This is a genomic window from Nocardiopsis sediminis, from assembly GCF_042650565.1.
Lineage (GTDB): Bacteria > Actinomycetota > Actinomycetes > Streptosporangiales > Streptosporangiaceae > Nocardiopsis_B > Nocardiopsis_B sediminis.
Genome location: NZ_JBHSBH010000012.1, coordinates 101,140 through 124,253, shown reverse-complemented (window position 1 = coordinate 124,253; position 23,114 = coordinate 101,140). Strand labels below are relative to the sequence as shown.

Annotated in this window: 25 protein-coding genes; 17 read left to right on the top strand and 8 right to left on the bottom strand. The window is 71.2% G+C overall.

The window, feature by feature from the left end; translation table 11 throughout:
- Positions 1-44 precede the first annotated feature (44 nt).
- The gene (locus ACFOVU_RS18595; protein ID WP_378535364.1) at positions 45-1,373 is read right to left on the bottom strand and encodes an MFS transporter; all 1,329 of its coding nucleotides are present in this window, start codon (positions 1,371-1,373) and stop codon (positions 45-47) included.
- Positions 1,374-1,554: 181 nt separating this feature from the next.
- Between ACFOVU_RS18595 and ACFOVU_RS18590 the strand changes: the two genes are divergently transcribed.
- Positions 1,555-2,298: a FadR/GntR family transcriptional regulator gene (locus ACFOVU_RS18590; RefSeq protein ID WP_378535362.1), complete on the top strand. Its 744-nt coding sequence runs from the start codon at positions 1,555-1,557 to the stop codon at positions 2,296-2,298.
- Here the strand turns inward: ACFOVU_RS18590 and ACFOVU_RS18585 are convergent.
- Positions 2,271-3,578 (bottom strand): L-fuconate dehydratase, encoded by a 1,308-nt coding sequence (locus ACFOVU_RS18585; RefSeq protein ID WP_378535360.1) that lies wholly within the window; start codon positions 3,576-3,578, stop codon positions 2,271-2,273. The genes ACFOVU_RS18590 and ACFOVU_RS18585 overlap by 28 nt on opposite strands.
- 159 nt (positions 3,579-3,737) lie before the next feature.
- On the opposite strand from ACFOVU_RS18585, the gene ACFOVU_RS18580 reads away from it, so the two are divergent.
- The gene (locus ACFOVU_RS18580; RefSeq protein ID WP_378535358.1) at positions 3,738-4,781 is read left to right on the top strand and encodes a zinc-dependent alcohol dehydrogenase; all 1,044 of its coding nucleotides are present in this window, start codon (positions 3,738-3,740) and stop codon (positions 4,779-4,781) included.
- The gene (locus ACFOVU_RS18575; RefSeq protein ID WP_378535356.1) at positions 4,778-5,539 is read left to right on the top strand and encodes an SDR family oxidoreductase; all 762 of its coding nucleotides are present in this window, start codon (positions 4,778-4,780) and stop codon (positions 5,537-5,539) included. Before ACFOVU_RS18580 ends, ACFOVU_RS18575 begins: the two co-directional genes overlap by 4 nt.
- 88 nt (positions 5,540-5,627) lie before the next feature.
- Here the strand turns inward: ACFOVU_RS18575 and ACFOVU_RS18570 are convergent, their stop codons facing one another.
- Entirely contained in the window at positions 5,628-6,059 is a 432-nt protein-coding gene (locus tag ACFOVU_RS18570) for an ATP-binding protein (RefSeq protein WP_378535355.1), read from the bottom strand.
- A 251-nt stretch (positions 6,060-6,310) separates the two neighbouring features.
- Between ACFOVU_RS18570 and ACFOVU_RS18565 the strand changes: the two genes are divergently transcribed.
- The 5 genes from ACFOVU_RS18565 to ACFOVU_RS18545 all read left to right on the top strand — a co-directional run bounded on the left by ACFOVU_RS18565 (position 6,311) and on the right by ACFOVU_RS18545 (position 9,798).
- A complete protein-coding gene (locus ACFOVU_RS18565) occupies positions 6,311-7,162 on the top strand; it encodes a helix-turn-helix domain-containing protein (RefSeq protein WP_378535353.1) in 852 nt (283 codons plus the stop codon).
- The gene (locus ACFOVU_RS18560; protein ID WP_378535351.1) at positions 7,152-7,331 is read left to right on the top strand and encodes a DUF397 domain-containing protein; all 180 of its coding nucleotides are present in this window, start codon (positions 7,152-7,154) and stop codon (positions 7,329-7,331) included. The genes ACFOVU_RS18565 and ACFOVU_RS18560 overlap by 11 nt, the downstream gene beginning before the upstream one ends.
- Before the next feature lie 55 nt (positions 7,332-7,386).
- Positions 7,387-7,566 (top strand): DUF397 domain-containing protein, encoded by a 180-nt coding sequence (locus tag ACFOVU_RS18555; RefSeq protein WP_378535349.1) that lies wholly within the window; start codon positions 7,387-7,389, stop codon positions 7,564-7,566.
- Positions 7,567-7,570: 4 nt separating this feature from the next.
- Positions 7,571-7,783, top strand: coding sequence for a type II toxin-antitoxin system HicB family antitoxin (locus ACFOVU_RS18550; RefSeq protein ID WP_378535347.1), 213 nt, complete (start codon positions 7,571-7,573; stop codon positions 7,781-7,783).
- Between the two features lie 908 nt (positions 7,784-8,691).
- The gene (locus tag ACFOVU_RS18545) at positions 8,692-9,798 is read left to right on the top strand and encodes a hypothetical protein (RefSeq protein WP_378535345.1); all 1,107 of its coding nucleotides are present in this window, start codon (positions 8,692-8,694) and stop codon (positions 9,796-9,798) included.
- Positions 9,799-9,846: 48 nt separating this feature from the next.
- Here ACFOVU_RS18545 and ACFOVU_RS18540 read toward each other — a convergent pair whose 3' ends face one another.
- On the bottom strand, positions 9,847-10,602 hold the full coding sequence (locus ACFOVU_RS18540; RefSeq protein WP_378535343.1) for a TetR/AcrR family transcriptional regulator: 756 nt from the start codon (positions 10,600-10,602) through the stop codon (positions 9,847-9,849).
- 87 nt (positions 10,603-10,689) lie between these two features.
- On the opposite strand from ACFOVU_RS18540, the gene ACFOVU_RS18535 reads away from it, so the two are divergent.
- From ACFOVU_RS18535 to ACFOVU_RS18505, 7 genes are all read left to right on the top strand, one after another.
- Positions 10,690-11,154, top strand: coding sequence for a nuclear transport factor 2 family protein (locus ACFOVU_RS18535; RefSeq protein ID WP_378535342.1), 465 nt, complete (start codon positions 10,690-10,692; stop codon positions 11,152-11,154).
- Between the two features lie 344 nt (positions 11,155-11,498).
- On the top strand, positions 11,499-12,140 hold the full coding sequence (locus tag ACFOVU_RS18530) for a TetR/AcrR family transcriptional regulator (protein ID WP_378535340.1): 642 nt from the start codon (positions 11,499-11,501) through the stop codon (positions 12,138-12,140).
- 132 nt (positions 12,141-12,272) lie between these two features.
- Positions 12,273-13,052: a DUF4097 family beta strand repeat-containing protein gene (locus tag ACFOVU_RS18525; protein ID WP_378535339.1), complete on the top strand. Its 780-nt coding sequence runs from the start codon at positions 12,273-12,275 to the stop codon at positions 13,050-13,052.
- A 22-nt stretch (positions 13,053-13,074) separates the two neighbouring features.
- Positions 13,075-14,184: an acyltransferase family protein gene (locus ACFOVU_RS18520; RefSeq protein ID WP_378535337.1), complete on the top strand. Its 1,110-nt coding sequence runs from the start codon at positions 13,075-13,077 to the stop codon at positions 14,182-14,184.
- A gap of 66 nt (positions 14,185-14,250) precedes the next feature.
- Entirely contained in the window at positions 14,251-15,096 is an 846-nt protein-coding gene (locus ACFOVU_RS18515; RefSeq protein ID WP_378535335.1) for an IclR family transcriptional regulator, read from the top strand.
- Between the two features lie 200 nt (positions 15,097-15,296).
- Positions 15,297-16,586, top strand: coding sequence for a glucarate dehydratase family protein (locus ACFOVU_RS18510; RefSeq protein WP_378535333.1), 1,290 nt, complete (start codon positions 15,297-15,299; stop codon positions 16,584-16,586).
- A gap of 49 nt (positions 16,587-16,635) precedes the next feature.
- A complete protein-coding gene (locus tag ACFOVU_RS18505; RefSeq protein ID WP_378535331.1) occupies positions 16,636-17,613 on the top strand; it encodes a 2-hydroxyacid dehydrogenase in 978 nt (325 codons plus the stop codon).
- 25 nt (positions 17,614-17,638) lie between these two features.
- Here ACFOVU_RS18505 and ACFOVU_RS18500 read toward each other — a convergent pair whose 3' ends face one another.
- Entirely contained in the window at positions 17,639-18,061 is a 423-nt protein-coding gene (locus ACFOVU_RS18500) for a DUF6223 family protein (protein ID WP_378535329.1), read from the bottom strand.
- A gap of 275 nt (positions 18,062-18,336) precedes the next feature.
- Between ACFOVU_RS18500 and ACFOVU_RS18495 the strand changes: the two genes are divergently transcribed.
- Positions 18,337-19,497 (top strand): sensor histidine kinase, encoded by a 1,161-nt coding sequence (locus tag ACFOVU_RS18495; RefSeq protein ID WP_378535328.1) that lies wholly within the window; start codon positions 18,337-18,339, stop codon positions 19,495-19,497.
- Complete coding sequence (locus ACFOVU_RS18490; protein WP_378535327.1) at positions 19,385-20,053, top strand: response regulator; 669 nt, start codon at positions 19,385-19,387, stop codon at positions 20,051-20,053. The genes ACFOVU_RS18495 and ACFOVU_RS18490 overlap by 113 nt, the downstream gene beginning before the upstream one ends.
- A gap of 53 nt (positions 20,054-20,106) precedes the next feature.
- Here ACFOVU_RS18490 and ACFOVU_RS18485 read toward each other — a convergent pair whose 3' ends face one another.
- Genes ACFOVU_RS18485 through ACFOVU_RS18475 form a run of 3 tightly spaced genes read right to left on the bottom strand, consistent with a single transcriptional unit; the run spans position 20,107 to position 23,103 of the window.
- Positions 20,107-21,156 (bottom strand): ABC transporter ATP-binding protein, encoded by a 1,050-nt coding sequence (locus tag ACFOVU_RS18485; protein WP_378535326.1) that lies wholly within the window; start codon positions 21,154-21,156, stop codon positions 20,107-20,109.
- On the bottom strand, positions 21,149-22,156 hold the full coding sequence (locus ACFOVU_RS18480; RefSeq protein WP_378535324.1) for an ABC transporter ATP-binding protein: 1,008 nt from the start codon (positions 22,154-22,156) through the stop codon (positions 21,149-21,151). The genes ACFOVU_RS18485 and ACFOVU_RS18480 overlap by 8 nt, the downstream gene beginning before the upstream one ends.
- Positions 22,153-23,103, bottom strand: a complete 951-nt coding sequence (locus tag ACFOVU_RS18475; protein ID WP_378535322.1) for an ABC transporter permease — start codon at positions 23,101-23,103, stop codon at positions 22,153-22,155. Before ACFOVU_RS18475 ends, ACFOVU_RS18480 begins: the two co-directional genes overlap by 4 nt.
- Positions 23,104-23,114: the final 11 nt, after the last annotated feature.

The window sequence follows — 23,114 nt, the reverse complement described above, 5'->3', positions numbered from 1 at the left end:
CCTTCGTGGTTCCCGGTTCCGGCCGCCCTTCGGCGGCCGCCGGGTCAGGTCGCCGGGTCACCGGCCGGGCGCGGTTCCGTTGCGATCAGCTTCAGGGGTTCGATCTTGCCCATGACCAGCAGGTAGTTGAGCGCCCCGATCAAGGCGAGCGCGCCGATCACGAGCAGCGGGGCCACGAACGAGCCCGTGGAGTCGACCAGGTAGCCGACCACGATCGGGGTGATGATGCCCGCGAAGTTGGACGCGAAGTTCTGGAGGCCGCCGATCGAGGCGACGTGCTTGGAGCTGGGGGCCACGTCGGCGGGCAGCGCCCAGATGCCGGTGCCGGCGACCGTGAGGCTGCCGTAGGAGACCGACAGCAGCGCCAGCGCCATCCACGCCTCGGGCACCAGCGCGGCGAACATGATGAGCGAGCCGCCGCAGAGGCCGGCCACGATCACCGTCTTGCGGACCCGCGTGACCGAAGCGCCGCGACGGATCGCCCGGTCGGCGAGCAGGCCGCCGGACCAGCCGGCGAGGACCGCGAACAGACCGGGGATCGACCCGTAGAACCCCAGGTCGAGCAGGGAGAAGCCCCGCTCCTCCACCAGGTAGGAGGGGAAGAAGGTGATGAAGAAGTAGATGACCCCGTTGAGGCAGAAGAAGCCGAACATCATGCTCAGCACCGTCCGGTAGCGGAACAGCGACCGCCACGGGATCTTCTGCGCGTCCGCGGTGTCGGTCTCGGCCGTGCGCGCCCCGCCCTTCTCCAGGTGGGCGATCTCCGCCTCGTTGGCCATCGGGTGCTGCCGCGGGTCCCGGTAGATCCGCCACCACACGAACGCCCACACGATCCCGACCGCGCCGATGACCACGAACACGGCGTGCCAGTTCAGCAGCGCGATGATCCCGGTGACGACGGGCAGCGCCACGACGGCGCCCACCCGGGACCCGGAGTCCCAGATGCTCGTGGCGAACCCGCGCTCGTGCTTGGGGAACCAGGTGGCCACCACCTTCGCCGCGGAGCTGGGGGCCGGGCTCTCGCCCACCCCCAGCAGGAACCGCATGGTCACCAGCGACCAGAAGCCGCGCGCGAGCGACGTCGCCGCGGTGAAGACCGACCACCACACCGCCGCGAGGAAGAACGAGCGGCGGGGGCCGACCTTGTCCACGTACCACCCGGCAACGGGCTGGCAGAGGTCGTAGGCCCAGAAGAACGCCGCGAACACGAGCCCCTGCTGGGTCGCGCTCAGGTGGAAGTCCTCGCCCATGAAGGGCAGGGCGACGCTCAGGCTCGCCCGGTCGAGGTAGTTGATCGTCAGCCCGGCGAACGCCACCCAGATGATCAACCAGCGGACCCGTGTGGGGCCCGTGCGCAACGGTGCTTGTGTCATAGCCGACGGCTCCTTCGTCTGATCACGGCCTGGTGTGCCGCGTCACACCCAGCAGGAATCATCAGATCTATGATCACAGTTGTCAACTTCAGAGCGGATTTTTTGCCTCTTCACCCCCCATACGTCTGATCAATGAGCGCCGTCGCGGCAACGAGGAGACGGGATGTGGGACAATCGTCGGATGACTGGTGCATCACCGGCATCCCCGGCGCCGTCCCAATCCGAGATCGTCGTGGACGGCATCAAGCACATGATCATGGACGGCAGGCTGGCGCCCGGCGACCGCCTGCCGATCGAGAAGGACCTCGCCGCGCGCCTGGGCGTATCGCGCGGCTCGCTGCGCGAGGGGGTCCGCGCACTGGTGGTGACCGGCGTCCTGGAGACCCGGCAGGGCGACGGCACCTACGTGACCGCGCTCGACCCGGGCCGGCTGCTCAGCCCGATCGGCTTCCTGGTCGACCTGAACCGCCCCGAGAACATCGCCGACCTCCAGTCGGTGCGGCGCACGCTGGAGACCGAGGCGGCGGCCCGGGCGGCGCTGCGCATCGGCGACGCCGACATCGCGGCGGCCGAGCAGGTCCTGTCCGCGATGGGCAAGCTGCTCCAGGCCGAGCCCGTCGACCACGAGGCGGTGATGGACGCCGACATCGAGTTCCACCGGATCATCGCCGCGGCGTCCGGCAACGCCACCCTCGCCGCGCTCATCGAGGCGCTCGCCGGCCGGACCGTCCGGGCCCGCCTATGGCGGGCCATCGACGAGAAGGGCGTGGAGCTGCACACCCACGCGGAGCACCAGGCGATCCTGACCGCGCTCAGGACGCGCGATCCCGACGCCGCCAGGCTCCGCATGGGCGTCCACCTGCTCGGGGTCGAGCAGTACATGAGCGGCCTCGCCGGTCACGAACCGGCGGCGCCCGACCAGTAGCGCCCGTTGGGGAACGCGAACTCCGCGAGCGTGGACTCGTACATCTCCGCGCTGTAGCCGGGGGCCTCCGGCAGCACGTAGGCGCCGTTGTCGATGACGCACGGGTCCACGAAGTGCTCGTGCAGGTGGTCGACGTACTCGGTGACCCGTCCCTCGAGCGAGCCCGACACGGCGACGTAGTCGAAGATCGACAGGTGCTGGACCAGCTCGCACAGGCCCACCCCGCCCGCGTGCGGGCAGACCGGGACGTCGAACTTCTTGGCCATCAGATACACCGCGACGATCTCGTTGATGCTCGCCAGCCGCGCGGAGTCGAGCTGGCAGAAGTCGATCGCGCCGGCCTGGAACATCTGCTTGAACAGGACGCGGTTCATGCCGTGCTCGCCGGTCGCCACCCCGATGGGCGCGACCGCCTCGCGGACCGCGGCGTGGCCGAGGATGTCGTCGGGGCTCGTGGGCTCCTCGATCCACAGCGGCTTGAACTCGGCCAGCGCGCGCACCCACGCGATCGCCTCGGGCACGTCCCAGACCTGGTTCGCGTCGATCATCAGGTCGGCGTCGTAGCCGATGACCTCGCGGGCGATGCGCAGGCGGCGGATGTCGTCCTGGAGGTCCGCGCCGACCTTCAGCTTCACGTGGCGGTAGCCGGAGTCGACCGCCTCCTGGCACAGGCGCCGCAGCTTGTCGTCGGAGTAGCCGAGCCAGCCGGCGCTGGTCGTGTAGCAGGGGTATCCGGTCTCGGCGAGTTCGGCGATGCGGTCGGCGCGGGTCGGGGCGAGCTCGGCGAGCATCGCCACGGCCTCGTCCTTCGTGAGCACGTCCGAGAGATAGGTCAGATCGGCGACGTCGACCAGCTCTTCGGGGGTCATGTCGACCAGGAGCCGCCATAGCGGCTTGCCGGCGGACCGGGCCGCCAGGTCCCACACGGCGTTCATCACCGCGGCCATCGCCAGGTGCTCGACCCCCTTCTCGGGGCCCAGCCAGCGCAGCTGGGAGTCGCTCTTGAGCCGCCGGTACACGCCGCCGAGGTCGTGCACCACGTCGTCGACGGCCTGGCCGATGAGCGGCTGCGCGCGCTGCTCGGCCGCAAGGACGCAGATGTCGTTCCCGCGCCCGATGGTGAAGGTGAAGCCGAACCCCGACAGGCCGGGGTCGTCGGTCCGGAGCACGACGTAGGCGGCGGAGTAGTCGCCGTCCTTATTCATCGCGTCGGAGCCGTCCATGCTGAGCGATGTCGGGAAGCGGACGTCGACGACGTCCACGCTGATGATCTTGGCCATGACTCGACTTCTCCTCTAAGGCGCTCGACGTCGGTGTGAGTATACGTCTGATCTTTGATCGAACAAGCGCCGTATTTTCGACGTAATGCGCGAAGTTCGGCCTCTTTCATCTGATGTATAGTCACGGGACGCGACGTCGGACGACGGGAGTAGCGAACAGTGCTGACCGCGAACTACCTCGGCCCCCGCCAGATCGGCATCCGGGAGACCGAGCCGCGACCACCGGAACCCGGGCAGGTGCAGATCCAGGTCGCCTACACCGGGATCTGCGGTACGGACCTGCACATCTTCCACGGCCACATGGACGGCCGGGTGAGCCCGCCCGCCATCGTCGGGCACGAGATGAGCGGCGTCGTCGTCGCATTCGGCGACGGAGTGGCGGACGACTGGCAGGTGGGCGACCACGTGACCGTCATGCCGCTGGACTGGGACGGCACCTGCCCCGCGTGCGTCGCGGGCAACGAGCACATCTGCCAGAACCTCGACTTCATCGGCATCGACTCCCCCGGGGCGCTCCAGCGGTTCTGGAACGTCGGCGCCGACACCCTCGTCCGGCTGCCGAAGGACCTGCGCCTGGACCACGCGGCCCTCGTCGAGCCGATCGCGGTCGCCGTGCACGACGTGCGCCGCTCGGAGCTGGCGGCCGGCGACCGCGCGGTCGTCATCGGCGGCGGGCCCATCGGCGTCCTCATCGCGGCCGTCGCCGGGCACGCGGGCGCCGACGTCGTCCTGGCCGAGGTCGACCCGCAGCGCCGGCAGGCCGCCGCCGACATGGGCTTCACCGTGCTCGACCCCACGGCCACCGACCAGGCCGAGTGGGTCCGGGAGTGGACGGGGGGCGCGGGCGCCGACGTCGTGTTCGAGGTCTCCGGCGCCGCCGCGGCGGTGCTCGCGGCGACCGACCTCGTCAAGGTCCGCGGGACCCTGGTCGTCGTGGCCATTCACCCCCAGCCGCGGCCGGTCGACCTGCACCGCGTCTTCTGGCGCGAGCTCCGGATCCTGGGCGCCCGGGTCTACCGGCGCGAGGACTTCGAGCGCGCCGTCGAGCTGCTGGAGCAGGGGGCCGTCCCCGCGGGACACCTGATCTCCCACATCGAGCCGATCACCGCGGTCGCCGAGGCGTTCGCCGCCCTGGAGAGCGGGCAGGCGATGAAGGTCCTCATCGACCTCGCCGCCGAGGCACCAGAGGAGGCCACGGCATGAGCACGGGACTGTTCGACCTCAGCGGCACGACGGCCGTCGTGACCGGCGCCCGCCGCGGGATCGGCCTGGCGATCGCCGAGGCCCTTGCGCAGGCGGGCGCCGACATCATCGGGGTCAGCGCGTCCATCGAGGAGTCCGGCGGCGAGGCCGAACGCCGGGTGCGGGCGGCCGGGCGCAGCTTCACCCCGCTGCGGGTCGACTTCGCCGACCGCGACGCCGTGGCGGCGCTCGGCGAGCACCTGGCGGGAGCCGGTGTCGACATCCTGGTGAACAACGCGGGCACCATCGAGCGGGCGCCCGCCGCCGAGCACCCGGTCGAGCTGTGGGACCGCGTGCTCGAAGTGAACCTCAGCAGCCAGTTCGTGCTGACCCAGGCCGTCGGCCGCTCGATGGTCGAGCGGGGCCGCGGGAAGATCATCTTCACCGCGTCGCTGCTGAGCTTCCAGGGCGGCATCAACGTGCCCGGGTACACCGCGTCGAAGTCGGGGATCGCCGGGCTCACCAAGGCGCTCGCGAACGAGTGGGCGGCCAAGGGCGTCAACGTCAACGCGATCGCGCCCGGCTACATCGCCACCGACAACACCGAGGCCCTCCAGCGCGACCCGGAGCGGAGCCGCTCCATCGTGGAACGCATCCCGGCCGGCCGCTGGGGTGCCGCGGAAGACCTGGGCGGCGCAGCCGTGTTCCTCGCCGGCCGCGCCTCCGACTACGTGTCGGGCATCGTCCTGCCCGTGGACGGCGGCTGGCTGGGCCGCTGACCGGCGACAGATCGGTCTTTCAGTGGCTCCCGCCTCCCCCTCCGAAGGCGGGAGCCACGCTCAATGGCGCCGTGGTCAGGCAGGCAGGTCAGGCCGCGGCGGTACCGGTCCCGGTGTCCCACGTGACGGTGAAGACGACGCCGGTGCGGGGGGCGGGCAGCGGGCCCCAGGACGCGGCAAGGTAGTCGATCAGCGTCACCCCGCGCCCGAACTGCGCCATCGGCGTGAGTGGCCGAAGGAAGGGCAGTGTCCCGCCGGCGGGACACCCTTCGTCATCCACCTCGATGGTGATGCGCCCCCGACCGACATACAGCCGGACTCCGAAGGTGCCGCCACGTCCGCTGGCCGTATACCGGATCGAGTTGGTGACGGCCTCCGACACCAGCAGGACGGCGGATGCGATGGTGTCGTCGGGGATGTCGAATCCGTCGTGGGTGGCCAGGACCTCCTCGGTCCACACCCGAGCCTCCCGCACCTGCTCGGCCCAGCCGGGGAATTGCCGGTCATACCGCACGGCCATCACCGGCACCCCCGCACGGCGAGCAGCCGCTCTACACGAAAGAGATACGGACGAATTCGGGCGCATCGCCCACGCGGCGGGGCCTGAGTAACGTCTGACATGTCATCAGCTCCGATGGGAAATAGCTGGTGGCCATACCCCGGACGCTGCTGGCCGTCGCGGGGCTTATTACGTGGATAAGTGTTCACAGACGATGGGATTGCATCCACGAATAGTCCCGTACCGGCCGAGACTGGCCAAACACGTAGCGCATGGTATTGAGTTGGTTCAGGCTGATGTCCATGACAGAGAGGTACGTTGCCCAATGGGCAAGCTTCGGTCGGGAAGTGCGGCGACACCGCACCCACGCAGGACTTTCATTGGAGCAGACGGCTCGCTCCCTGACGATCACCGCGGGAATGCTCTCAAAGATCGAGCGCGCCGCACGCCCGGCAAAACGCGATACGGCAGAACAACTCGACCACGCTCTTGGTACCGGTGGCGCGCTGCTGCGCGCATGGTCCGACGCTAATCGGCGCAGCATTGATCCCACCTGGTTTGCGCGAGTGAATGAGGCCGAGGCACGAGCCGTCAGCATTCGCGCCTATCACCCAAGTGTCCTCCCAGGAACGGTGCAGACCCCGGCCTATGCGCGCGTCGTCTGGACCAATGCGCGCCCACTGGACACCCCCGAAGAGATCGAGGGCGGTCTTCAGCTCCGGGCGAAGAGGTCGGCGCGGTTGATCACACCGGGGGATCCTTCTCTCACGGTGATCGTCCCGGAGGCGGTCCTCCGCCAAGACATGGGGGACCCGGGGCTCATGGCGGAACAGTATGACCATATTGTGGAAATGGCGGAATCAGGGCTGATTGCGCTGTGTGTCCTGGCGGATGGGCAGGGGAGCGCGATCGGGGCCAGTGTGGGCCCCTTCCGCGTGGTCGAGTCGACCGACCGCCTGCCGATCGTCTACGCGGAACATGCGGCCGGGGGCGAGATCATCGATCGCCCCCGCGAAGTCGCACGCTTCCTAAGCATCGTCACGACCCTGACAGCCTGGGGCCTTTCCCCAAAGGACTCGGTGGCCAAGGTCAAGGAGATCAGAAGGAGCTGTAATGCTGGATGAGCGATGGCATAAGTCCACCCGTTCATACGGTGGCGGCGAGTGCCTGGAGTGCCGGACCCCTGACGGCAGAGTGGTCCAGGTCCGCGACACGATGAACCGGGAGGCCGGGCACCTTGTCTTCCCTGCACCGGAATGGCGGGCGCTCCTGATCGAGGTCGAACGACTCTGACGGCCACTCCCATCGACCCCCTGGAAACGGCCGACGCGCTCAGGAGCGTAACCAGATGCTGAACGAAGAATGGGTGAAGTCATCGCGGTCGAACGCTGGTGGCGACTGCATTGAAGCACGCTTGGACGGCGGGGCGCGAGTGCCGGTGCGCGACTCTCAGAACAGAGAGCGTCACCTCTTGACTATCCCCGCGCTGGAATGGCGAGCACTCCTCGCCGACATCGACGCGGTGTAGCACCGTGAGCGAACGCCACTACCGGGTCCTCTGCGAGCGGGATGGCGGTCACTGGTCCGTCGACGTGCCTGCGCTGCGCCTGCACACCTTCGGGACCACGCTATCCGACGCCGGGGAAATGGCGCGTGACGCCATCGCCGCAGTTCTGGACGTACCCATTGAACAGGTCAGCGTGGAGCTGGTGCTCCAGTGCGGCGAAGCTTCCCGGCTGAACTGACCGCGGTAAGACGTTCTCGTCGTCTCCTTCCGAATTCGGCTTTCCACCATCCCCTAGGCGCCCCGGCCGTTACGGCCGGGGCGTTGGCATGGGGACGGTCAGCGGTTGCGGCAGCCGCCGCAGACCGGGACGGGGAGATGCGGGCCCCATGGGTAGGTATAGAAGAGCGCCTCAGCCGTGCAGTAGGAGCACCTCTCCCGTGCGAAGGTGCCGGCTCGGCGGCGGAGAGTGCGGATAAGTATCATCAAGATCGCCTCCTGGCGTTACGGGGGGCGGGCCCCACCGCGGCTGTCCAGGCATGGGTGGGGCCCTCTTAGCGTGATTCGTAATTCCGAGGTCCGGCACTTCACGTGCGCAGGTCGGATCGCATCAAGAGCGAACGCGTGAGCACGGCGCCGCCATGCGGCGCCGCTGACGCTCGATCTGTTTGCGGAAACCCGACCGCGGGCGGCCCACAGAACACCATCGCGAGATGAGGAGAGAGGGCCGCCGACGGCGCTAATCCCGGCACGACACCAACAGGTGAGGACCGGGGGTAAAGCGGGGAGCACCGTCGCAGCGCCGGCGATCGACGAAAACGCCGACGCCGTGCGGATCGCGGTAGTGCAAACTCTTCCCCCGTACCTTGATCCAGTAACCACTATATTTCTTCATATTTCCGGAATTCAGGATGCGCAGGTCAACGGTGCGCGATCGGTCGCGCCGCCTCCCGGAGGAGATGCGGCCGCGCGGGGATCCGCGATCGTGCCGCGCGCACGGCATTTATCGGCCGAATGGCCTGCGCGGTCCGCGGCGCTCTGATGTCATAGGTGGTCGGAAGGTGCCGAAATCATCGGCGCCGTGCGGAACCGGCGAGTAAGTTCCCTCGCGATCAGCGCGGCAGGGAACGCGGAGAGAACGGTCGACCCATGGCCAGACGGAAACGGAAGAAGAAGACCAACCCGATGTGGGACGGCGCGGATCTGGAACGCGCCGTCGAATGCCCGGTCTGCGCAAAGGCCGGAATCGTCAACCCGCCCGGCACCCGGCGCCCCGCCGATCCCGATCCGGCTCAGGTGCGCCCGTCCGGTCCCACCGTGCGGCTCAACGCCGACCAGGCCGCGGTTCTGCGCCGGGCGTGGACCTACCTCGCCGACGCGGGCATCGGCGACGACCCCGATACCCGCCTCCTCGCCCTCGTCTGCCTCCTGCGCGGCGCCCGCACCGGGCGGGCCAACCTGCTCGGCCAGGACCTGCGCGCGCTCCGCCTCCGCGAGCCGATGGCGAGCCTGACCGCTCTGACCTCCTCAGGCTGGCTGGAGGTCGTCCCCGAGCGGGTCCTGGAGGCCGATGCGGCGAACCCCGCGTCGTGCGGGATCCCGGCGGTGGCCGACAACCCGTGGCGGCTCGGCAAGAACGGGCGGAGCCGCATCTCGGGGTGGGCGAGCCGCGTGCTCGCCCACAAGAAGCTGCGCAAGAAGCCCAACCCCGTCCGCCTCGTCGCGCTCCACACGGTCGCCCACTCCTCCCCCGACGGGCGGGTGCACACCAGCGGCGCCGCACTGGTCACCGCGTGCGCGTTGGACGGCACCCCGGAACTCGATGGGGTCGTGACCTCCCTCGCGGAGTCCGGGTGGCTCGAACCCGCACCGCAGACCGTCCGCGGCACCGACGTCGTCGGCCGACTGGGCCGCGTGGCGGTGGACCTGGCGCCGCGCCCCGCCGATCCCGGCCCCGCCCCGGCACGCGCCGCGGACGACGGCGACGCCCTCTCCCCCGAGGACGTCGACAAGCTCGCACACGCCGCGATCGCCGGCCGCGAGCCCGCTGTCGCCCGATGGGTTGAGGGCTACCGCGGGCTCCACGGACACGGCCCGAGCTGGGCGACGGTGGCGGCGGCCCAGGGCTGGCCGGCCGACCGCGCGGTGCGCAACGCGGTGTTCGCCCGGCTCCATGACGACGGGTGGCTCGCCGGTTTCAAGGTCGCCTACGGTCTGCGGCCGGGGCCTCGCCACTGCGAACAGGGAGAAGGGTAGGAAGCGCATCGGGTCAGGCGGGCGGGGCCGCCGTCTCGGGCTCGCCCGCTAGAGGGTGTCGTCGTCCGGCCGGGGGCGGTCGTGGCAGTCGGTGTCCTCCGGGGCCTGGCCATCGAGAAGGTAGGACTCCACTGCCTTGGAGACACACGGGAAGTCGGTGCCCTCCCGGCCAGCGGGGGCATCGACGATCGGGCGGGCTGAACCCGAGTGTGCGGCCGGCCGCATGCCGTCGAAGAGGATGGTCAGCGCGCGGTGGCGGAACCGCTCGCTCCACTCATCGGTCATCGCTTCCTGGCAGATGGCCGCGAGCAGGGCGATCAGCTCATCCGACCGCAGGTCGTCGCGGACGGCGCCCGCTTCCCGGGCGCGTTCGAGCAGCAGGTCGACGGCGGGGAGCAGGCGTCTCAGGGCATCGCCGACGTGGACCCGGGTCCCCGTCTCGGAGAGCCGGTCGAACACGGCCCGGTTCCGGGCGCCGATCGCTATGACGCGGGTGCAGAACTCGAAGAGGGCGGTGACGGCTTCGGGGTCGTCGACCAGGGCGTCGACTTCGGAGACGAGCCGGTCCCACAGGTTCATCACCACGGCTTGGAGCAGCGCGGGCTTGGTCGGGAAGTGCCGGAACACCGTGCCGATCGCAACGCCGGCGCGCGCGGCGACGGCCTCCGTCGAGGCCGATGCGCCTTGCTCGGCGAACACGGCCTCGGCCGCCTCCAGAATGCGCGCCCGGTTGCGGCGGGCGTCGGCGCGGACCGGTCGTTCACCGGCACCACCGGAGGCGGGCGGCACACCGTTTCGATTCATCGTCCCCATCTGCCTCTTGTCAACATGAGTCAGACTCATTATGTTCAATGTCGAGTCCCACTCATCTTAAGTCAGAGGGGTGTCACCATGACACAGCAGGCGACCGACGCCGCAGGCCCGCTCACGATCTACCGGCGCATGCAGGAAGCGCTCCTCGAGGACGAGGCGACACTCCTGCCCGCCGAACTGCTGGCCGAGGACATCGTGGTCGAGACCCCGTTCTCCCCGCCGGGCATGCGGCGCCACGAGGGCCGCGAGGCATGGCTGGAGTACTACCGCACCAGCAGCGCCGCCCTGAGTGTGCGGTTCGAGCGGCTCCGCGAACTGGCCACCCACCGGACCGACGACCCCGAGGTCATCGTCGTCGAATACGAGCTGACCGGGACGGTCACCGACACCGGCCTGCGATCCTCGGTGACCTGCATCGGCGTACTGCGGGTCCGCGACGGCCTGATCAAGCACTGGCGCGAGTACCAGGACATCCCGGCGATCAGCGCGGCGCTCAACCGGCGCCCGGAGGAACTCGGCGGGACACCTTCGCCCACCCCGTAGCGGCCGACCTGGTTGGTCCTCGTCGGCGGCCCGGCAAGCTGACCACCCCGTGGACAAGCCCGCCGAGATGTTCGACCGCGACCACGAGTGGTCCGCGGTGGCCCGGTTCATCGGTGCCCCCAGCCCGGCGTCACGCTCGGCGTCGTCCACCGCGGCTCTGCGCCACCGGAGGCGGGATCGGAGACTCGACTGCGAAGCGGTCATTCCATAACGCGTGAGCCTGATCGTCCGGAACCCGGAGGGCCATGGGCCAACCGGCCGGGATCCCGGATGCCATGTGGTGGGACCACCACATTTCAATACCCACCGGTATCCAATACCCGTGGGTATGCTAATTTCCCCGTATGAGTGAGAAGGAGAACGCACCGCCCGGGCCGGTCGCGCGGACGCGGCGTGACGAAGTGCGGCGGCGGCTGCTCGACGCGGCCGCACGGGTCTTCGCGGAGCGGGGCTACGCCGACAGCCGGCTGGAGGACATCGCCCGCGCAGCCGGGTTCACCAAAGGGGCCGTGTACTCCAACTTCGGCGGCAAGGAGGACCTGTTCGGCGCGATCCTGCGCGAGCGCTCCGACACGGAACTCACCACGGTCATGGCCGAGGTCGGCGACGCCGACGACCCCGCCGAGGCGATCGGCCGGGCGGCCCGCGTCGTCGCCGGGCGCATCGCCGGAGACGCCGAACGGGCGCGGCTCGGGCTGGAGTTCGCGGCGCGCGCCGCCCGCGATGACGCGACCCGGGAGGTCGTCGCCCCTCTGCGCCGCGCACAACGCGACGCGGCGGCGCGGTCCATCGCCGACGTCGCCGAGCGCACCGGTACCCGCCCGGCGGTCGATCCCGACCTGGCCGCGCTGATCGTGCACTGCCTGACCAACGGGCTGTCCATGGAGCGCCTCGCCGACCCTGAGGCGGTCACCGCCGATACCGCCGAGCGGGCGCTCACCACCGTCCTGACCGCGCTGCTGGCCCCGCGGCCCGACGACGGCTGACGGCCTCCGCCGTTCCCGAACCGCACCCCCTCCTCCCCGGCCCCGCTCCTCCTCCACCCGCCCGATCGCCGCCCGGCGCGCCGGGCACCCCTTCGGCCTGCCCTGACGGCGCCGCCCCCCCGGAGGCATTCCATGAGCGTGTTCACATCCACCCGCGTCCTGCACCCGTTCGCCGCCGCCGCGGGCGCGGTCCTCGCCTTGGCCACCCTGGCCGGTTGCGGCGGCGCCGGTGACGGCGCACCGGAGGAGCGCACCTTCGGGCCGGCCGGGGAACGGCTCACCGTCTCCGCCGAGAGCGGCGACCTGGACATCCGGCCCGCGGACGTCGATGGGATCGAGGTGACGCGCCGGTTCACCGGATGGTCCGCCATCGGCGCCCGTACCGAGGCGGGCTGGGACCTCACCGGGGACACCCTCGCCCTGACCACCGACTGCGCGCCACTCGTCCTCGGCAGGTGCGACGCCCGCTACGAAGTGCTCGTGCCCCAGGGGGTGGCGGTGACCGTGGAGGGCGGCAGCGGGGCGGTCGCCGCCTCCGGCTTCGACGCCGGGCTCGACATCACCACGGACAACGGTGCGATCCAGGTCGAGGACGCCTCAGGCCCCCTCGCGCTGCGCACCGCCAGCGGCGAGCAGCGCGCCACCGGCATCACCTCGGGCCGCGTCGAGGCGCGTTCCGAGAACGGAGCGATCCACCTCGCTCTCACCGGGGTCCCCGACAGCGTCGAGGCGGAGGCCGACAACGGCGCGGTGACGGTCGAGGTCCCCGACGCCGACTATGCCGTCACGACCTCGACGGACAGCGGCGACGTCCGCACCGACGTGCCGGAGGACGCCGGCAGCCCGCACGCCATCACCGCCCGGACCGGCAATGGGGCCATCACCGTGCTCACCGCCGCTCAGGACGCTTAGGAAAGGCGAAATGGAAACGGCCATGCGCAGAGACCACATCGACTGGCTCCGCAACATCGGGATCCTCTTCCTGTTCCCCTTCCACACCTCCCGCGTGTTCAACGACCTTGAATCGTTCTACGTCAAAGGCGACGTGAACGCGCCCGCGACCCTTCTCGTGGACCTGTCCTACTGGTTCATGCCCCTCCTCTTCCTCCTCGCGGGGATGTCGAGCCTCTATGCCCTCCGGCAGCGGCCGGCACGGACCTACGCCGGCGAGCGCTTCTCCCGGCTCCTGGTCCCGTTCGTCTTCGGCGTCCTGGTCGTCGTCCCGCCGCAGGCCTACTACGCCATGCGGTTCCACCTCGGCTACCAGGGCGGATACGGGGAGTTCCTGTGGTCGTACTTCACGGACTTCTCCGGCTGGTCGGAGTACGCCGGCGGGATATCGCCCGCGCACCTGTGGTTCATCGCTTTCCTCTTCGTCATCTCCATGGCGCTTCTGCCTCTGATGCGCAAGGTGCTCGCGTCCGGGTACTCACCGGTGTGGATGCGGCGCCGCTTCGCCATCCTGCTGCCGTTCGCCCCGGTGGCCGCGCTCTCCCTGCTGCCGGACGTGGCCGGGAAGAACATCCTGGTCTTCGCCGCCTACTTCCTGCTCGGGTTCCTCATCGCGACCGATGACGCGATCGGCGACCTGATCGAGGAGCACCGGCGGACCTACCTCGTCGCGGCGCTGGTGACGGCCGCGGCGGTCCTCGCCCAGATCCACGTCCTCGGCATCCGGTCGGGCGGTCCCGCCCACCTCCTGGAGCACCTGGCGTGCTGGCCCGCCCTGCTGGCGATGCTCGGCTACGCGAAGCGGTATCTGAGCAGGAGGTCGAGGCTCCTGGCCTACTTCACCCCGGCGGCCTTCCCCGTCTACGTCCTGCACCAGACCTACCTGGTCGCCGTCGCCTACTACGTCGTGCAGGTCACCGACCGCGGTGCCGTCCCGTTCACCCTGATCATGGTGGTGTCGTTCGCGCTGAGCCTGGCGACCTACGAACTCATCCGCAGATGCGCCCCGGCCCGGGCCGCCTTCGGCCTCCCCCGCCTGCGCGGGGGCCCTGCACCCGCCGCAGACTCGGCCGCCGGGTCCGGGGCCCGGTAGCTTGGGTGGCCGGGCCGGCGGGCGGTGGGTGGGATACCGATCGGCGTGATCGCGAAGAGGGTGAAGATGGCTACACCGGCTGACGTTCCCGGCGACGACGCCCGGAAGGCCGCGACCGGGGAGAAGGCCACCGGGGTGCGCGACGTGAAGTCGGCGGCGCGGACCGTGGAGCTGCTGGAGCTGCTGGCCGCCCGGCAGAACCGGCCCGCGCGGCTGCGCGAGCTGAGCGAGGCGCTCGGCATGCCGCGCAGCAGCTGCTACGCGCTGCTGCGGACGCTCGTGAAGTACGGCTGGGTCCGCACGGACGCGTCCGGCACGATGTACGGCATAGGCATCCGGGCCCTGCTCGCCGGGACCACCTACCTCGACACCGACCCCTATGTGCGCCTCGCCAAGCCCGCGCTGGACGCCCTCGGGGAACGGCTCGACGAGACGTTCCACTTCGGCAGGCTCGCGGGCGGCGACGTCGTCTACCTGGTGACCCGCGCGTCCAGCCAGTACCTGCGCCCGCACAGCCGGGTCGGCCGCCGCCTGCCCGCGTACTCGACCGCGCTGGGCAAGGCGCTGCTGGCCGAACTCGACGGCCCCGAACTCGACGAGCACCTGCCCGAGCAGCTGACCCCGCTCACCGAGCACACCTTCACCGACCGCGCCGCCCTCCTGCGCGACCTGGCCGAGGTCCGCGAGCGCGGCTACGCGATCGACCGCCAGGAGAACAGCCTCGGCCTGCACTGCTTCTCGTTGCCGCTGCGCTACGCGAGCCCCGCCGCCGACGCCATCAGCTGCTCGGTGCCGCTGGCGCGGCTGACCCCCGCGCGCGAGGCGGAGATCGTCGGCGCCATGCGCGCGGCGCGCGACACGATCGAGCAGGGCGCCGTCTCGATCGGGCTGGTCGGGTCCGGGGGGATGTGACGGCCGGCCGACTCCCCGGCCGGTGACGTTCCGCGTACGAACCGCTCCACTGTGCACGCATCTGTCTTTCATTCTGTCTTCTGTCTACCTATATAAACCATTCGCCGGTAGGCTGCCCCTCAAGCGTGCGCTCTGGAGGGGGCGCCGCTCCGCACCTTCACCGGCGTGCGCCGCCGGTCCGACACAGCCGGAGGACCCAGGTGAGCATCGACGCGGCCGCCGAGCCGCACCGCATCAGCGACGTGCGCATCACCCCGGTCGCCTTCCGCGACCTGCCGCTGCTCAACACGGTCGGCGTCCACGAACCGCTCGCCCTGCGCGCGATCGTCGAGGTCGTCACCGACTCCGGGATCACCGGCCTGGGCGAGACCTACGGCGACGCCGGGCACCTCGAACGCCTGCGCGCCGCCGCGTCGGCGATCACCGGCGTGGACGTGTGGCACGTGCACGAGATCGCGGACCGCATCCGCCGCGTACTGTCGGGCGACCGCAGCACGGGCGGGCACGGCATGAGCGGCATGGTCACCGGCAGCAGTACCGCCGACCGCGTGCTGTCGCCGTTCGAGGTCGCCTGCCTGGACATCCAGGGCAAGGCGATCGGCCGCCCCGTGAGCGACCTGCTCGGCGGCGCTGTCAGGGACCGCGTCGACTACAGCGCCTACCTCTTCTACAAGTGGGCCGGCCACCCCGGCGAGGACGACGACGCCTGGGGCGCGGCGCTGGACCCCGAGCAGGTCGTCGCGCAGGCCCGGCGGATGATCGGCGAGTACGGCTTCGGCGCGATCAAGCTCAAGGGCGGCGTCTTCCCGCCCGAGGAGGAGGTCGAGGCGATCCTCGCCCTGCGCAAGGCGTTCCCCGACCACCCGCTGCGGGTGGACCCCAACGGGGCGTGGAGCGTCGAGAGCTCCATCCGCGTCGGCGCCGCGCTCGACGGCGTGATCGAGTACCTGGAGGACCCCACCACCGGCCTCGACGGCATGGCGCAGGTCGCCCGCGAGGTCGCGATGCCGCTGGCCACCAACATGTGCGTAGTGGCGTTCGACCACGTGAAGCCGGCGGTCGCCCAGGACGCCGTGCAGGTGATCCTGTCCGACCACCACTTCTGGGGCGGGCTGGACCGCTCACGCTCGCTCGGCGACATCTGCGCCACGTTCGGGCTGGGCCTGTCGATGCACTCCAACTCCCACCTGGGCATCAGCCTCGCCGCGATGACCCACCTGGCCGCCGCCACCCCGAACCTGACCTACGCCTGCGACACCCACTGGCCGTGGAAGGACCCGGCCGACGACGTGATCGTGCCCGGTGCGCTCACGTTCTCCGAGGGCGCGGTCGCGGTGCCGACCGCCCCCGGGCTGGGGGTCGAGCTCGACCGCGACGCGCTGGCCCGGCTGCACGAGCGCTACCTCGCCGGCGGCATCCGCGAGCGCGACGACACCGGGTACATGCGCCGGTTCGAGCCCGGCTTCGACCCCACCGCCCCCCGGTGGTGACCCGCGCGGGCGGCCGCCCGGCCGGCCGGGGCGGTGCGCGGTGAGGATCGTGCTCACCGACCCGATCCTGACCCGGTTCCGCGACGAGCTCACCCGCAACGGCGGCGACGGCCACGACTGGCAGTTCCTCGCGGGCCGTCCCGACGACGAAGTCGCCGGCCGGCTGCGTGACGCGGACGTCCTGGTGGCCTCCCGGATGACCGCCGGCATGGCCGCGTCCGCGAAGGCGCTGCGGCTGGTGCACGTCACCGGCGCCGGGGTCGACCGGATCGCGTTCGGCGCGCTCGCGCCGGGGGTGGCCGTGTGCAACACCTTCCACCACGGCTCGTCGATCGCCGAGCACGTGGTGATGGTGGCGCTGATGCTTTCGCGCCGGGTGCGGCGGGCGGACGCGCTGCTGCGCCAGGGGCGGTGGGAATCGGTCGCGGTCGACCCCGCCGTCCCCCTCGGCGACACGCTCGCGGGCCGCACGGTCGGTGTCATCGGACTGGGCGAGATCGGCACCGAGGTCGTGCGGGCGACGACCGCGCTGGGCATGCACGCCCGCGCGGTCCGGCGCACCCCCGGCGCCCCGCTGCCCGAGGGCGTCCGCCTGGATCGCATCGACGGCGACGACGGCCTGCCTGCGCTGCTGGCCGGGTCGGACGTGGTCGTGGTGACGGTCCCGCTGTCGGCGGCGACCACCGGGCTGATCGGCGCCCGCGAACTGGCGCTGATGCGCCCGGACGCGCTGCTCGTCAATGTCGCGCGCGGCCCCATCGTCGACGAGGACGCCCTCTACGACGCGCTCGCCGCGGGCCGCATCGCCGGCGCGGCGCTGGACGTGTGGTGGAGCCATCCCAAAGACGGCGGCGGGGCCCGCGGGTACACGCGCCCGTTCGACGCGCTCGACAACGTCGTGATGACCCCGCACCATTCGGGGCACACCCGCACGACGTTCGCCGGCCGGGCGGCCGAGATCGCCGCCAACATCGCCCGCTTGGCCGAGGGGCGGCCCCTGGAAAATGTGGTGCGGGCGGGGGCGTGACCCACTCGTACTCGCAACGCTGCGGTCAGCCGGTGCGGCGCGAACGGACCAGGGCCAGCACCCCGAGGGCCATGCCGATCAGCCCCACCACCAGGGCCACAATGGCCCCGCCCAGCCCGTTTCCGGTGCCGATACCACCGGCGGAGGTGGCCGTGATCAGCCCACCGAGGGCCATGCCGATCAGCCCCGCCACCAGGGCCACAACGGCCCCGAGCCGTCCGTTGCCGGTGCCGATACGACCGGCGGAGCGGGCCAGGGCCAGCCCGCCGTTGACCACCCCGATCAGGCCCACCAAGGCGGCCACGATGGCTCCGAGCCGCCCGGCGCTCATGTCGTAAACACTGGCGGCGGCCGGCTGGACCGAGGCGTGCGCGACCTCCGGTGCGGCAAGCCCGAAACCTCCGATCAGGGCGGCTCCGGCCACGGCAAGCACGAATCGGACTGACATGAGGTGCTCCTCCTCCTGCGACTGGACGTCGCCTGATCATGTCTGCTGGACCCGTCGCCGGTCGTCCAGCGGACGCATGCACTTCGCGCTGCCGCCGATGCCGCAGCCGGCTACCGCGGACGCCGCAGGAGCCACGGAGGTACCGCGTGTGCGGTAGTCGGCCGATCATCCGCGCGCAGGAGTCGCCCGCGCGGATATCCGGCTAAGGTGCGCACATGAGTGCAGGACGACCCGGTGTCCGGGCCTGTGTCAGAGACTGGGCGATCGCCGTCTTCGTGGCGGCGACGCTGCTGGTCACCGGGCTGTCCGGGCCGCACTCCGCCACGAACCTCGACCTGCTCGGCTACGCGCTGCTGACCGCCGGCGGCCTGGCGCTGGCCGCGCGCCGTCGCGCGCCGGTTCCCGTCCTGGCCGTCACAGGGCTGTGCGCGGTGGGTCACCAGGCGGCCGGTTTCGACGTGCCCGCCGTCGCGTACCTGTTCGCGGTGTACGCCGCCGTACGTGAGGGACACCGCATCTTCACGGTGGCCGCGAGCGTGGCCCTGCTGGCCGCTCTCCCACTCGCGGCCCTGGCCTCGGGCCTGCACGACACGGGCGAAGCGTTCGCGCAGGCTCGAAGCGCCCTGGAGGTGGCGTGGCTGATCGCCGCCGGTGCCGCGGGGGAAGCGCTGCGACAGGCCGAGCGGCGGGCGGACGAAGCCGAGCGCACACGGGAGGAGGCCGCGCGGCACCGCGCCGACGAGGAGCGGTTGCACATCGCGCGGGAGCTGCACGACTCGCTCACCCACCAGATCTCGGTCATCAAGGTCCAGGCCGAAGTCGCCGTCCACCTGGCCCGCAGGCGTGGCGAACATGTACCGGAGTCCCTGCTCGCGATCCGGCATGCCGGTGGAGAGGCGGCCCGGGAACTGCGGGCGACCCTGGAGGCGCTGCGCGACGACGGCAAGACCCCCTCGCACGGACTCGACCATGTCCCGGCCCTGGTTGAACGGGCCCGTGCGACCGGCCTGGACGCGACGCTGACGATCGATGGGCAACGACACGACGTGCCGGCCGCTGTGGACCGGACCGCCTACCGGATCGTTCAGGAGTCGCTCACCAACATCGCTCGCCACGCATCCGCCGCAACGGCTACGGTCCGGCCGTCCTCGCGATACGGGTCGATGACGACGGCAAGGCCGCGCCCGGTCCCGCCCCGGCCCCCGGCGTCGGGCTGCTCGGGATGCGCGAACGGGTCACGGCCTTGGGCGGTCTGCTGCGGGCGCAGCCGCGCAGCGAGGGCGGCTTCACCGTCCAAGCCGAGATTCCCGTGGGCCCAACGTCATGATCCGTGTTCTGCTGGTCGACGACCAGCCGCTCCTTCGCAGCGGATTCCGCGCGCTCCTGGAAGCCGAAGAAGGCATCGAGGTGGTGGCCGAGGCCTCCGACGGGAATGAGGGCCTGGCTCTCGCCCGGGCGCACCTGCCCGACGTCGCGCTCATGGACGTCCAGATGCCGGTCATGGACGGCATCGAGGCGACCCGGCGCATCGCCGCGGACCCGGACCTGGCCCAGGTGCACGTCGTCGTCCTGACCAACTATTGCTTTGACGAATACGTCTTCAACGCGCTGCGCGCCGGCGCCGCCGGATTCATCGTCAAAGACATCCTGCCGGACGACTTCCTGCACGCCGTACGCGTCGCCGCGCGCGGCGACGCGCTGCTCGCACCGTCGGTCACCCGCAAACTCATCAGCAGGTACGTCACCCAGCCGCTCAATGCCGGCACCGGCACGGGGCTGAAAGAACTGACCAACCGCGAACGCGAGGCCGTCGCCCTGGTCGCGCGGGGTCTTTCCAACGACCAGATCGCCGACCGCATGGTGATCAGCCCGCTGACCGCGAAGACCCACATCAACCGGGCCATGGCCAAGCTCCACGCCCGCGACCGCGACCGCGCCCAGATCGTCGTCCTCGCCTACGAATCCGGCCTGGTGGCCCCGCGCAGCTCCTGACACCTTCTTCCCATCACCCGCGCAGGTCCCGCCGAGGCCGAGGGCACCCCACCTCAGGCCGGCGCGGACGCACCCTCCAGCGGGAAGTGGCACAGCCCTTCGTGCGCCTCCAAGGCGTCGCCGTCGTCGCGGCGGGCCGCCGGCGGGGCCTCTCCCGCGCATCGGTCCGTCGCCTGCCAGCAGCGTGTGCGGAACCTGCACCCCGACGGCGGGTTCAGCGGCGACGGGATCTCGCCCTCCAGCAGGATGCGGCGCGACCCCGCCGCGGCCGACGCACCCAGCGACGGCGCGGCCGACATGAGCGCCTTGGTGTAGGGGTGCAGCGGCCGGTCGAAGACGCTCTCGGTGGGCCCGTGCTCGACGACCTTGCCCAGGTACATCACCGAGACCCGGTCGGCCACGTGCCGCACCACCGACAGGTCGTGCGAGATGAACACGTAGGACACGCCCAGCCGCTCTTGCAGGTCGGCGAGGAGGTTGAGGACCTGCGCCTGCACCGAGAGGTCCAGCGCCGAGACCGGCTCGTCGCACACGATCAGGTCGGGCCCCAGCGCGAGCGCACGGGCGATCCCGAGCCGCTGGCGCTGGCCGCCGGAGAACTCGCTCGGATAGCGGTGGGCGTCCCCGGCGCGCAGGCCGACGAGGTCGAGGAGCTCGCGGACCCGCTTGTCCTTGTCGGCGGGGGCGGCGTCGCGGTGCGTGCGCCACGGCTCGCCGATGACGTCGGCCGCGGTCATCCGCGCGTTGAGGGAGGCGAACGGGTCCTGGAACACCATCTGCACGCGGCGCCGCCAGGCCAGCAGCTCGCGGCCGCGCAGCGCGAACGGGTCGGTGGTCCCCTCGAACCGGACGGTCCCTTCATCGGGGCGCTCGAGCAGGAGGAGGACGCGCGCGAGCGTCGACTTCCCGCAGCCGGACTCCCCGACGAGGCCGAGCGTCTCCCCGCGGCCGACGCGCAGGTCCACGCCGTCCAGGGCGGTGAGCCGGGCCGACCCGCGGGCGCCGGCCACGCGGAAGGACTTGCGGATGCCGGTGGCCTCCAGCAGCGGCACGGAGGTGTCCGGTGCGGTGCCCGCCGCTGTGGCGGATGCTGTGTCAGGCACGGGCGAGCTCCTCGGAGAAGTGGCAGGCGGCGGCCCGGGAGGGGCCGGCCGGCGCCGGTTGGGGACGGCTCTCGGCGCACGCCTCGCGCGCCATGGGGCAGCGGGCCCGGAACACACATCCCGCCGGGATCGCGCTGAGTTCGGGCGGGCTGCCGGGGATCGAGCGCAGCGCCTGCCCTTTCTCGACATTCTCGGGGACCGAGTCGAGCAGGCCGCGGGTGTAGGGGTGGCGGGGGTGGGCGAAGACCTCGTGGACGGGCCCGGTCTCGACCACCGTCCCCGCGTACATGACCGCGACGTCGTCGGCGTGCTCGGCGACGACGGCGAGGTCGTGGGTGATGAGCACGACCCCCATGTCGTGTTCGGCCCGCAGGTCGGCGAGCAGCTGCATGACCTGCGCCTGAACGGTGACGTCGAGCGCCGTTGTCGGTTCGTCGGCGATCAGCACGTCGGGGCTGAGCGCGACCGCCATGGCGATGAGCAGCCGCTGGCGCATCCCGCCCGAGAACTGGTGCGGGTAGGAGCGCACGCGCGCCCGCGGCTCCGGGATGCCGACCGCCGCCATCAGCTCGATCGCCTTCTCCCGGGCGGCGCGGCGGGACAGCCCCTGGTGGATGCGGAACGGCTCGCCGAGCTGGGCGCCGACGGTCTGCACCGGGTTCATCGCGGTCAGCGCGTCCTGGAAGACGATGGACAGGACCGGCCCGGCGAGCTTCTTGCGTTCGGACGGGCCGAGCCGCAGCAGGTCGGTGCCGCCGACCCGGACCGACCCGCCGGTGACCCGGGCGACGGGGTCGAGCAGCCCGGCGACCGCCAGGGCGGTCATGGACTTGCCGCACCCCGATTCGCCGAGCAGCGCCAGCGTGCGCCCTTTGCGGACGGAGAAGCCGATCCCGTCGACGGCGCGGACCGTGCCCGCGGGCGTGCTGAGGTCGACGGTCAGCCCCTCGACCTCCAGGGCGGGCCCTGCGGCGGGCTCGGTGGCAACAGATGCGGTCATGCGCTGATCCCCTTCCGGTTCGCGCGGGAACCCTTGGTGCGCGGCGTGGTCAGCCGCCAGCGCTGCGCCGGGTCGGTGGCCAGGCGCGCCCACGCGGCGAGCACGGTGGCCGACACCGTGGTGACGACGATCGCCACACCGGGCAGCACCGCGATCCACCACGCGGTCTGGAGGTACTGGCGGCCCTGGGCGACCATCAGCCCCCAGCTGACCTCCGGGGGCTGGATGCCGATGCCGAGGAAGCTCAGCGAGGACTCGGTGAGCATGACGAAGCAGAAGTCGAGCGTGGCGACGGTCAGCAGCGTGGGCAGGATGATGGGCAGGATGTGCCGATAGATGGTCGGCCAGCTCCCGGCGCCGAACGTGCGCGCGGCGTCGACGAAGAGCCTGCTCTTCAGCTCGGCGGCCTCGGCGCGGGCGGTGCGCAGGTAGACGGGAATGCGCGCGATCGCCAGGATCAGCACCAGGTTGGCGATGCCGGGGGCGAACACGTAGAGCACGACCACGGCCAGCAGCAGCGACGGGAAGCTCAGGATGACGTCGGCGACGCGCATCGCGACGTTCTCCCGGAGCCCGCCGTAGTAGCCGGCCCACATCCCGATCGCCGAGCCGATCACCAGCGAGCACAGGACCGCCGGGACCGCCACGGACAGGGTCGTGCCCGCGGCCTCGATGAGCCGGGCGAGCATGCTGCGCCCCAGCACGTCGGTGCCGAGCAGGCCGAAGAGGCCGTGGTCGAGCGAGGGCGGGCGCAGCGATGCGTCCAGGTCCTGGTGCCGGGCCCGGTCGCCGATGAGCAGCGGGCCGAGGACCGCGGTCAGCAGCACGAGGCCGAGAATCACGGCGGAGGCGGCCGCGAAGCGGTCCTTGCCGAGCAGGGTCCACCAGCGGGCCGGCCGCCGGGCCGCGGGCGCCGTCTCGGCGGGAGGAAGATGCGGGGATGTCATCCGGGGCTCCT